Source organism: Pseudomonas helvetica, from assembly GCF_039908645.1.
GTDB lineage: Bacteria > Pseudomonadota > Gammaproteobacteria > Pseudomonadales > Pseudomonadaceae > Aquipseudomonas > Aquipseudomonas helvetica.
Genome location: NZ_CP150917.1, coordinates 526,411 through 537,111 on the forward strand (window position 1 = coordinate 526,411; position 10,701 = coordinate 537,111).

Here is a 10,701-nt window from a genome sequence, read left to right on the forward strand (position 1 = left end):
CAGACGTTATAAATTCTTGGAATGCCGGAGGTTGATTCGGCGGCGTGTAGTTTTACTACAAATCGTCGGCCATTTCAGCCTTTCGAATGTATATACGAGTAGTAAAACTACAGAAGACGGGCGTGTGGCCTCCTGCTGCGTTGTGAGAATAATCGTTACTGTTGGTCTTTAGCTAACCGAGATAGGTGGAAGTTTGATGCTGGCTGCCAAAAAAACCGAAATTTCAGCTATTTCTAACTTTTGTTCGACAGTCCTTTGCGTAGTGCATTTCATGAATTCACTACAGACAGCCCTTTCTACGCCGATCAAGGATAGACCATGAGCCTTCCTTCGCTTGCCGAACTGCCGGCCATTCTTCTTCCGCTTGCCAGCCGCGCCGAGCAGTCGTTCCGTGCCGCTGTTGCCCTGTTTGACGATGATCATGGCCTGTCGACCTGGTCGCCAGAACGCTGGACAGCGTTTGCCCGAGTGACAGCGGCCAGCGATTTCGTCATTGAACAGAGCCTGCGTGACCCTTTGATGTTGCTTGAGCTTGTGCGGTCCGGCGAACTCGACCGAAGTTTCGCCTCCGGTGAATTGTGCGCACAGATCGCCGCTGCGGTGCAGACGGCCACCACCGACGATGAGTTGGGTCGCGTATTACGCCGGCAGCGCAACCGTCAGCAAGTGCGGATTATCTGGCGCGACCTGACCCGCCAGGCCGATCTGATCCAGACCTGCCGTGACCTCTCGGACATGGCCGATGCGAGCATCGATCAGGCTTATCAATGGTTGTATCAGCGCCATTGCCAGCAGTTCGGTACACCCACCGGGCGGCGCAGCGGTGAACCGCAGCAAATGGTCATTCTCGGAATGGGCAAGCTTGGCGCAGTGGAGCTCAACCTGTCGTCGGACATCGATTTGATTTTCGCCTACCCCGAAGGCGGCGAGACGGTCGGCGTAAAGCGTCCATTGGATAACCAGGAATTTTTCATTCGTCTGGGCCAGCGGTTGATCAAGGCGCTGGACCCGATGACTGTCGACGGTTTTGTCTTCCGTGTCGACATGCGCTTGCGGCCGTACGGTTCATCCGGCGCGCTGGTGCTCAGCTTCAATGCGTTGGAGCAGTACTACCAGGACCAGGGGCGCGACTGGGAGCGTTACGCAATGATCAAGGCGCGGGTGGTGGCCGGTGATCAGGCGGCGGGCGCGCAATTACTCGACATGCTGCGGCCATTCGTTTACCGGCGATATCTGGATTTCTCGGCCATCGAAGCGCTGCGCACCATGAAGCAGCTGATTCAGCAGGAAGTCCGGCGCAAAGGCATGGCCGACAACATCAAGCTCGGCTCTGGCGGCATTCGCGAGGTTGAATTTATCGCGCAGGCCTTTCAGCTGATTCACGGGGGGCGCGACCTGAGTTTGCAGCAGCGTCCTCTATTAAAAGTACTCAGCACGCTGGAAGGGCAAGGTTACCTGCCGCCGGCGGTGATCAGCGAGCTGCGCGAAGGTTACGAATTCCTGCGCTACACCGAGCATGCGATCCAGGCGATTGCCGACCGGCAGACGCAAATGCTCCCGCATGATGAGCGAGATCAGGCGCGCATTGCCTTTATGTTGGGTTTTGCCAATTGGACAGCGTTCCATGAACAACTGATGTACTGGCGCGGCCGGGTCGACTGGCATTTCCGTCAAGTGATCGCTGACCCGGATGAAGAGGACGGCGAGGAGAGCGAAGTGGTGGTCGGCGGTGAGTGGTTGCCGCTCTGGGAGGAAGCCCAGGATGAAGAGGCCGCTTGCCGTCAGTTGGAAGAGGGTGGTTTTGTCGATGCGCCCAAGGCCCTGAAAACGCTCGCCAGCCTGCGCAGCAGTCCGCAATTGCGGGCGATGCAACGTCTGGGGCGCGAACGGCTCGATGCCTTTATTCCGCGTTTGCTGGCGCAAGCGGTTGAACACGCCAGCCCGGACCTGGTGCTGGAACGCGTGTTGCCGTTGGTTGAAGCGGTGGCTCGGCGCTCGGCTTATCTGGTGCTGCTCACCGAGAACCCTGGTGCGCTACGGCGGCTGATGACCTTGTGCGCGGCCAGCCCGTGGATTGCCGAACAGATCACCCGTTTTCCGTTGTTGCTCGACGAACTGCTCAACGAGGGGCGGCTGTTCAAGCCACCGTTGGCGCCGGAGCTGGCCGCCGAATTGCGCGAGCGGCTGACGCGGATTCCCGAGGATGATCTCGAACAACAGATGGAAGCCTTGCGGCACTTCAAGCTGGCGCACCGCCTGCGGGTGGCGGCCTCGGAAATCGCCGGCAGCCTGCCGCTGATGAAAGTCAGCGACTACCTGACCTGGCTCGCCGAAGCCATTCTGGAGCAAGTGCTGGCCCTGGCCTGGCGTCAAACGGTCGCCAAGTACGGCTCGCCGCAGCGTTCCGACGGAACCTTGTGCGACCCGGGGTTCGTCATTGTCGGTTACGGCAAGGTCGGCGGTCTGGAGTTGGGGCATGGTTCGGACCTCGACCTGGTGTTCATCCACGATGGTGATCCGCAAGCAGAAACCGACGGTGCGAAACCGATCGACGGCGCGCAGTTCTTCACCCGGCTGGGGCAGCGGATCATCCATTTGCTGACCACCCAGACCAACTCCGGCCAGTTGTACGAAGTTGATATGCGCCTGCGCCCTTCTGGCGCGTCGGGGCTGTTGGTCAGTTCGTTGGGGGCGTTCGAGCGCTATCAGGAAAACGAAGCCTGGACCTGGGAGCATCAGGCGCTGGTGCGGGCGCGGGTGCTGGTCGGCAGTCAGGATGTCGGCCAGGCTTTCGAGAAAGTCCGGGCGAAGGTTCTGGCCCGGGCACGCGACTTACCCAAGCTGCGCCAGGAAGTCAGTGAGATGCGCGCCAAGATGCGCGACAACCTGGGAAGCAAGGGCACCGCTGCCGGGACCGCACCAAACGCCTTCGAAGCCACTGCGCCGTTCGACCTCAAGCAGGACGCCGGTGGTATCGTCGATATTGAATTTATGGTGCAATACGCCGCGTTGGCGTGGTCTGACACGCACCCTTCGCTGCTCCGCTATACGGATAACATCCGCATCCTGGAAGGTCTGGAGGAAGTCGGGTTGATGCCCGCCGAAGACGCCAGCCTGCTGCGTGAGGCCTATAAAACCTACCGCGCGGCGGCCCACCGCCAGGCCCTGCAGAATGAGGCCGGGGTGATTGCGGGGGACCAGTTTGTGGCCGAGCGACGCGAAGTGTTGCGGATCTGGCGCGAGCTGGGGTTAAGCTGAACTCGAAGTCATGGACGAAACAACTCTTGATGTGGGAGCGAGCATGTTCGCGATAGCACAATGACAGTCGACATCAATGTTGAATGTGATGACCCTATCGTCGGAACGCCGCTGGGAGCAAGCCTGCTCCCACAGTAATTATCGAGGCGGGGAGGCTTATGCCTCCCTTATTCGTTTGTGGATAACTATGAAAATTCTGATCGTTGGGCCCAGTTGGGTCGGTGACATGGTGATGGCGCAGACACTCTTCCAGTGCCTGAAACAGCGTCATCCTCAGTGCGAAATCGACGTGCTGGCCCCCGAGTGGAGTCGGCCGATCCTTGAGCGGATGCCCGAAGTGCGTCAGGCCTTGAGCTTTCCGCTCGGCCACGGCGTGCTGGAGCTGGCAACGCGGCGGCGGATCGGCAAGTCCCTGGCCGGCCAGTACGATCAGGCGATTTTGCTGCCCAATTCGCTGAAATCGGCACTGGTGCCGTTCTTTGCCGGCATCCCGAAACGCACCGGTTGGCGTGGCGAGTTTCGTTACGGCCTGCTCAACGATGTGCGTACCCTCGATAAAGAGCGTTACCCGCTGATGATCGAGCGCTTCATGGCGCTCGCCTATGAGCCGGGCGCCGAGTTGCCCAAGCCGTATCCGCGCCCGAGCCTGCAAATCGACCCGGGCAGCCGCGACGCTGCGCTGGCCAAGTTCGATCTGGCCCTTGATCGTCCGGTGCTGGCGCTGTGCCCGGGTGCCGAATTCGGTGAATCCAAGCGCTGGCCGTCGGAGCACTACGCCAAGGTCGCCGAGGCGAAAATCCGCGAGGGCTGGCAAGTCTGGCTGTTCGGTTCGAAGAACGATCACGCGGTTGGCGAAGACATTCGCTCGCGACTGATTCCGGGCCTGCGTGAAGAGTCGGTGAACCTCAGTGGCGCCACTTCGCTGGCCGAGGCCATCGACTTGCTGTCTTGCGCCGATTCAGTGGTGTCCAACGACTCCGGCCTGATGCACGTCGCAGCAGCGCTGAACCGCCCGCTGGTAGCGGTCTATGGCTCGACGTCGCCGGGCTTCACGCCGCCGCTGGCCGAGAAGGTCGAGATCGTTCGCCTGGGTATCGAGTGCAGCCCGTGTTTCGATCGTACCTGCCGTTTCGGTCATTACAACTGCTTGCGCCAGCTCACGCCGCAACCGGTGAACGAAGCGTTAGAACGCCTGCAAGGCGCTCCGGTCGAGGTCCGTTAAGTTGCGGGTACTGTTGATCAAGACTTCCTCGCTGGGCGATGTGATTCATGCGTTGCCGGCGTTGACCGACGCGGCACGGGCGATCCCGGGCATCAAGTTCGACTGGGTAGTGGAAGAAGGCTTCGCCGAGATCCCGACCTGGCACCCGGCGGTTGGCAAGGTGATTCCGGTGGCGATCCGTCGCTGGCGCAAGAACCTCTGGCAAACCCTCAAAAGCGGCGAGTGGAAACGCTTCAAGCAAAACGTTCGTGCGACCAAATACGATCTGGTGATCGATGCCCAGGGCCTGCTCAAAAGCGCCTGGCTGACCCGTTACGTCCGCGCGCCGGTAGCCGGGCTGGACAAGAACTCTGCCCGTGAGCCCATTGCCGCGCGATTTTATTCCCGGCGTCTGGCGGTAGCCCGTGGGCAACACGCCGTGGAACGACTGCGTCAGTTATTCGCCGTGGCGCTGGGCTACGACCTGCCGCAAGGGTTGGGCGACTATGGCCTGAACGTCGAGCGGTTGGTCGAGCTGCCGCGCAAGAATCCTTACGTGCTGTTTCTGCACGGCACGACGTGGGACACCAAGCATTGGCCGGAAGCTTACTGGCGTGAGTTGGCCGAACGCATGGGCCACCTCGGCATGGCGGTGAAACTCCCATGGGGCAACCCGGCCGAAAAGGCCCGGGCCGAGCGCATCGCCAAGGGTCTGCGCAATGCCGAAGTGCTGCCCAAGTTGAACCTGGCCGGCGTCGCCAAAGTGCTGGCCGGTGCGCAAGCCTGCGTGGCGGTAGACACCGGTCTCGGTCATCTGGCCGCTGCGCTGGACGTGCCGACGATATCGTTGTTCGGCCCGACCAATCCGGGCCTGACCGGTGCCTATGGCAAAAGCCAGGTGCACCTGGCGAGCGACTTCCCGTGTGCGCCATGCATGCAAAAGAAATGTTCTTACCAACCGACCGCTGAAGATCAGCGTCGATTCGATCTCAAGCGCGAGTGGCCATTGTGCTTCACTCGCCTGAACCCCGAGCGTGTCGCGAGCCGTTTAAGCGCGCTTTTGCAGCCGCCGCTACTGGCTGAGGAGCTGCGCTGATGCAACTGGCTTTTGTCCTTTACAAATATTTTCCGTTTGGCGGATTGCAGCGCGATTTCATGCGCATCGCCCTGGAATGTCAGCAGCGCGGGCATCAGATCCGCGTTTACACGCTGATCTGGGAAGGCGATGTGCCGCCGGGTTTCGAAGTGCTGGTGGCGCCGGTCAAGGCGATCTTCAACCATCGGCGAAACGAAAAGCTGAGTGCCTGGATGGAAGCCGACCTGGCCAAGCGTCCGGTGGACCGGCTGATCGGCTTCAACAAAATGCCGGGGCTCGACGTCTACTACGCTGCGGATGGTTGTTTCGAGGACAAGGCGCAGACCCTGCGCAATGCCCTCTATCGGCGCTGGGGTCGCTACCGGCACTTCGCCGAGTACGAGCGCGCGGTGTTCGCCAAGGATGCGAAAACCGAAGTCCTGATGATTTCCGAAGTCCAGCAGCCGCTGTTCATCAAGCATTACGACACGCCGCTTGAGCGCTTCCATCTGCTGCCACCGGGGATTGCCCTGGACCGGCGTGCGCCGGCCAATGCCGCTGAAATTCGCGCTGAATTCCGTCGCGAATTTTCCCTGGCTGACGATGACTTGTTGCTGGTGCAGATCGGGTCCGGGTTCAAGACCAAAGGTGTCGATCGCAGCCTCAAGGCGCTGGCCGCGTTGCCAGCGGAACTGCGTAAACGTACCCGGCTGTTTGTAATTGGCCAGGACGACCCCAAAGTATTCCAGCTACAGAGTGCCACGTTGGGGCTCGGCGATAACGTGCAGTTCCTCAAGGGCCGCAGCGATATCCCGCGTTTCCTGCTCGGTGCCGACCTGTTGATCCACCCGGCGTACAACGAAAATACCGGGACGGTATTGCTTGAAGCGCTGGTAGCGGGCTTGCCGGTGCTGGTCAGTGCGGTGTGCGGTTACGCGCATTACATCGCTGAGGCCGACAGTGGCCTGGTGCTGGACGAACCGTTCGAACAGGCGCAACTCACGCAGTACCTGACGACCATGTTGAGCGATGACGCAGCGCGTGCGGCCTGGAGCCGTAATGGCCTGGTCTTCGCTGACACGGCCGATCTCTACAGCATGCCGCAGCACGCGGCGGATGTGATTCTGGCGGAGCAACACTGATGAAGTTGATTCTTGCCGAACCGTTCAAGAGCCTTTGGGCCGGACGCGATGCGTTCACCGAAGTCGAAGGCCTGAAGGGCGAGGTGTACCGTGAGCTCGAAGCTCGCCGGACCCTGCGCACCGAAGTGGCCGGGAACGGCTTCTTTGTGAAAATTCACCGCGGCATTGGCTGGGGCGAAATCTTCAAGAACCTGCTCACCGCCAAGCTGCCGGTACTCGGTGCCGGCCAGGAATGGCGGGCTATCCAGCGTTTGCAGGAAGTCGGCGTGCCGACCATGACCGCCGTGGCTTACGGCGAGCGCGGCAGTAACCCGGCGGGCCAGCACTCGTTCATTGTCACCGAAGAACTGGCGCCGACTGTTAGCCTGGAAGACTTCAGCATCGATTGGGTCAAGCAGCCGCCGGAGCCAAAACTCAAGCGCGCGCTGATCGCCGAAGTGGCGCGCATGACCGGCATGATGCACCGTGCCGGGGTCAACCACCGCGACTGCTACATCTGCCACTTTCTGCTGCACACTGATAAACCGGTGACAGCCGACGACTTCAAGCTCTCGGTGATTGATTTGCACCGTGCCCAGACCCGCCGGGCGATCACCCGGCGCTGGCGTAACAAGGATCTGGCGGCGTTGTATTTCTCGGCGCTGGATATCGGCCTGACGCGTCGCGACAAGCTGCGTTTCCTCAAAGGTTACTTCCAGCAACCCTTGCGTCAGATTTTGCGTGAGGAAGCGTCGTTGCTGGCGTGGCTCGAGGGCAAGGCCAACAAGCTTTATGAACGCAAGCAGCGCTATGGAGATGCGCTCTGATGGTGGGGATGGAGCCTGAAACTGCTGTACTGCCAAGAGTCTCGACTCAAGGCCTTCGACACGCGCCGGAACCGGAAGAGCGTGAGACTCTCAAGGGATACGAATGACTGATTTTCTGGCCACTGACGACCGCGAACTGCTGGAGCGTCATGGCCTCGACGGGTTCGATGCCCTATGGACCAGGCGGCTCGATGCAGTGGATGAGCCGAACACGTCACAAGACGGTTGGAGCAGCGTTTTCAGGCTGGATCTTGAGGGTAATGGTTACTACCTCAAACGACAGAGCAACTACTTGACGCGGTCCTTGTTCCGGCCGTTTGGCGAGCCCAGTTTTGCCCGTGAGTTTCGTAACATCAGCCGCTACCAACAGTTGGGAATTCCAGCGCTGCAGGCGGTATTTTTTGGTGAGCGCAAGCTAGAGGGTGAAGTTCGGGCGATTCTGCTGACGCGTGCACTGGACGGCTGGAATGATCTGGATTCGCTGCTGGAGCAGTGGTCGGGTCTCAGTGATGCGCAGCAGGCGGGGATTCTGCGTGCCTGTGCGCGGCTTGCACGTCGGCTGCACGATGTGGGTCAAGTGCACGGCTGCTTTTATCCCAAGCACATTTTTTTGCGGCCTGCTGGCGATGGTTATCAGGCGCAACTGATCGATCTGGAGAAAACCCGGCCGCTGCTGTTTGGTCAGCGCGACCGGATCAAGGATCTGGAGCCGTTGGTACGCCGGGCGCCGGTCTGGACTTGCGAGGAGGTGCGGCTGTTGCTGGCAACTTATCTGAATCAGTCGGCGAATAGCCCGCAGGTCGAGCGTTGGGTGCAGCGCCTGATCGCTCGACGCAGCCACAAGGAGACGCGTTGATGCGTTTGTCTGAACTGAAAAGCGCCGGTCGTACGCCAGACTTGCCATTGAGCATCGAGCTGGCGGACGCCGCAGGCCCGGCGCAGTTGCAACTGCTCAGCGTGTTGCGGGTTTTGCCGGGCCAGCGTTACGTGGGCGCCGCTGTTTGGCGTGGGCGTCCGGTGCTGGCCAAACTGTTGGTGGGCAGCAAGGCAGCGCGGCATTTTCAGCGTGAGCTGGACGGTGTCCGTCTGCTCGCCGCTCAAGGCCTGACCACACCGAGGCTGCTGGCCGATGGCCTGAAGGATGGCGAGGGCGGCTGGCTGCTGTTCGATTTCCTCGAAGGCGCTGAAAGCCTCGGCGATGCCTGGAAGCAGGTCGAAGCGCTGCCGGCGCTGGCGGACGAGCAAGCGGCGGTGTTGGCCGAGGCGCTGGGCGCCATCGGTCAATTGCACAGCAAGGGCTTGTGGCAGGAAGACTTGCACCTGGACAACCTGTTGCGCCACGACGGCCAACTGTATTTGATCGACGGTGCGGGGATTCGGGTCGAGCAGGCTGGTCAGCCGTTGTCTCGACAAAAAGTCCTGGAGAACCTCGGGGTGTTTTTCGCTCAGTTGCCCAAGTCGCTTGAGCCGTTCACCGAAGAATTGCTGGTGTATTACCTGTTGAGTAACGGCGAGCATGCCTTGCCACTGGAAGCTTTGCAGAAGCAGGTCGACAAGGTCCGCAGTTGGCGTTTGAAAGACTTCCTGATCAAGGTCGGCCGCGAATGCACGTTGTTCAGTGTGCAGCGCGGGGCGTTCGGTTTGCGCGCGATTCGTCGCGAGGAAGAAGCGGCCATGTTGCCGGTATTGGCGCAGGCCGATGCGTTGCTCGATCAGGGGCATCTGTACAAGACCGGTGGTGCGGCGAGTGTTGGCAAGGTCGAGGTGGCGGGGCGCACGCTGCTGGTCAAGCGCTACAACATCAAGGGCGTTGCCCATTGGTTCAAGCGCTTCTGGCGCCCGAGTCGCGCCTGGCATTCATGGCGCGAGGGGCATCGCCTGGGGTTCCTCGGTATCGCTACGCCCAAGCCGTTGGCGCTGTTGGAGAAGCGTTTTTTCTGGCTGCGCAGTCGGGCCTATCTGATTACCGAGTACCTTTCGGGGCCGGACATTATTGAGCGCTTTGCGCCGTTCGTTGAGAGTGGTGAGGCGCCTGAAGCTGAGTTGCTGGCGCTGGATCATTTGTTTGCCGAGCTGATTCGCGAGCGGATCAGTCATGGGGATTTCAAGGGGCATAATCTGTTTTGGGACAAGGATCGCTGGTCGTTGATCGATCTGGATTCGATGTGTCAGCACGGTTCGCTGAGTAGTTTTGCTCCGGCGTATGCGCGGGATCGGGCGCGGTTTATGCGTAACTGGCCTGAGGGCAGTGCGCTGTATCGGGTGATTGATCAGCGGTTGCCCAAGAATGTGTAGGCGCTGAGCTTGCTTGCGATGGCGGCCTGACAGCCGACCAACCTCTCGCAGATGTACATAGATCTACTGTGGGAGCCGAGCTTGCTCGCGATGACGGCCTGACAGCCGACCCATCTCTTGCAGGTGTACATATCCATTCCTGCGGTAACGGCCGCTTGCGGTTTCGCCTGACGGCGACTCACTTTTTTTACAAGCGCCTAAAAAAAGTAAGCAAAAAAAACGCTCGCCCCAAGCGTACGGCACCTCGCCTAGGCTCGGCGTCCCCTCACTCCGGTGTCCATCAGGGGGCATCGCCTACGGTCTGCTTCGCGACGACCTCCTCTCGATGTGTCCGGCTGCGCCGTACGGCGCTGCGCGCCCACCCCCTGATGAACACCTGCGCTCGGCCTCCCGATAGGGGCGGGTGGATCAAAATCAACAGCAAAGCACGGCGGCCTACCGGCCGGCCTGAGTGGTTGGAGCGCGTACGGCTTAGATCTCGTTTGATCGTTCGCGGATATATACAGATCAAAACGGTGGGGCGGACCGGGCGGCCCTCCCCACCGTGCGTGTTACGGCGCTTCTGGCTGATCGAAATTATCCAGTGCCCGGTTCACCAACAATTCCCCCAACGAGATCATCTGCTGAATTGCCAGCGCTACATGTCGGCGGGTGCCTTCAAGCTCGAAGGCCAGGTCGCTCGCCAGCACATTGACCGAGGCGAGGGTTTCCGAGGCGTGCGCCAACAGCGTCTCATTATCCAGATCAGGGATGACCGCGAAGATGTTGGAGGGACGTTTGTCGGGCAAGTTGCCCTTGTCGAATGGTGGTTTGAGGTAGTGATCCAGCGCCCGTTCGGCGGCGTCGTGGAGTTTTTTCGAGTCGTTGGAGGCGTAGGGGGAAGTGCTTGGGGTTTCAGGGGGATTTGGAGTGACTTTGTGCATG

General features: G+C 60.5%; 8 protein-coding genes. 7 read left to right on the plus strand and 1 reads right to left on the minus strand.

The genetic code is table 11. The annotated features are described in order from the left end of the window. Nucleotides 1-318: 318 nt before the first annotated feature. The 7 genes from glnE (at nt 319) to AABM55_RS02330 (ending at nt 9,777) form a co-directional block, all read left to right on the plus strand. Complete coding sequence (glnE, locus tag AABM55_RS02300) at nt 319-3,258, plus strand: bifunctional [glutamate--ammonia ligase]-adenylyl-L-tyrosine phosphorylase/[glutamate--ammonia-ligase] adenylyltransferase (protein ID WP_347928713.1); 2,940 nt, start codon at nt 319-321, stop codon at nt 3,256-3,258. 187 nt (nt 3,259-3,445) lie between these two features. Further along, the gene (waaF, locus tag AABM55_RS02305; RefSeq protein WP_347928714.1) at nt 3,446-4,480 is read left to right on the plus strand and encodes a lipopolysaccharide heptosyltransferase II; all 1,035 of its coding nucleotides are present in this window, start codon (nt 3,446-3,448) and stop codon (nt 4,478-4,480) included. Nucleotide 4,481: 1 nt separating this feature from the next. Then, nucleotides 4,482-5,555: a lipopolysaccharide heptosyltransferase I gene (gene waaC / locus AABM55_RS02310; RefSeq protein ID WP_347928715.1), complete on the plus strand. Its 1,074-nt coding sequence runs from the start codon at nt 4,482-4,484 to the stop codon at nt 5,553-5,555. Continuing rightward, nucleotides 5,555-6,676, plus strand: coding sequence for a glycosyltransferase family 4 protein (locus tag AABM55_RS02315; RefSeq protein ID WP_054595304.1), 1,122 nt, complete (start codon nt 5,555-5,557; stop codon nt 6,674-6,676). Before waaC ends, AABM55_RS02315 begins: the two co-directional genes overlap by 1 nt. Beyond that, the gene (rfaP, locus tag AABM55_RS02320; protein ID WP_347928716.1) at nt 6,676-7,482 is read left to right on the plus strand and encodes a lipopolysaccharide core heptose(I) kinase RfaP; all 807 of its coding nucleotides are present in this window, start codon (nt 6,676-6,678) and stop codon (nt 7,480-7,482) included. Before AABM55_RS02315 ends, rfaP begins: the two co-directional genes overlap by 1 nt. Before the next feature lie 103 nt (nt 7,483-7,585). Further along, complete coding sequence (locus tag AABM55_RS02325; RefSeq protein ID WP_054595306.1) at nt 7,586-8,338, plus strand: lipopolysaccharide kinase InaA family protein; 753 nt, start codon at nt 7,586-7,588, stop codon at nt 8,336-8,338. Then, on the plus strand, nt 8,338-9,777 hold the full coding sequence (locus AABM55_RS02330; protein ID WP_347928717.1) for a lipopolysaccharide kinase InaA family protein: 1,440 nt from the start codon (nt 8,338-8,340) through the stop codon (nt 9,775-9,777). Before AABM55_RS02325 ends, AABM55_RS02330 begins: the two co-directional genes overlap by 1 nt. 551 nt (nt 9,778-10,328) lie before the next feature. On the opposite strand, the gene AABM55_RS02335 is transcribed toward AABM55_RS02330, so the two are convergent. After that, a complete protein-coding gene (locus tag AABM55_RS02335; RefSeq protein WP_054595309.1) occupies nt 10,329-10,700 on the minus strand; it encodes a DUF6124 family protein in 372 nt (123 codons plus the stop codon). Between the last annotated feature and the right edge of the window lies 1 nt (nt 10,701).

Coding starts and splice junctions, on each gene's coding strand:
- rfaP (WP_347928716.1), top strand. CDS start 6,676: ATGAAGTTGATTCTTGCCGAACCGTTCAAGAGCCTTTGGGCCGGACGC.
- AABM55_RS02330 (WP_347928717.1), top strand. CDS start 8,338: ATGCGTTTGTCTGAACTGAAAAGCGCCGGTCGTACGCCAGACTTGCCA.
- waaF (WP_347928714.1), top strand. CDS start 3,446: ATGAAAATTCTGATCGTTGGGCCCAGTTGGGTCGGTGACATGGTGATG.
- AABM55_RS02315 (WP_054595304.1), top strand. CDS start 5,555: ATGCAACTGGCTTTTGTCCTTTACAAATATTTTCCGTTTGGCGGATTG.
- AABM55_RS02325 (WP_054595306.1), top strand. CDS start 7,586: ATGACTGATTTTCTGGCCACTGACGACCGCGAACTGCTGGAGCGTCAT.
- AABM55_RS02335 (WP_054595309.1), bottom strand. CDS start 10,700: ATGCACAAAGTCACTCCAAATCCCCCTGAAACCCCAAGCACTTCCCCC.
- glnE (WP_347928713.1), top strand. CDS start 319: ATGAGCCTTCCTTCGCTTGCCGAACTGCCGGCCATTCTTCTTCCGCTT.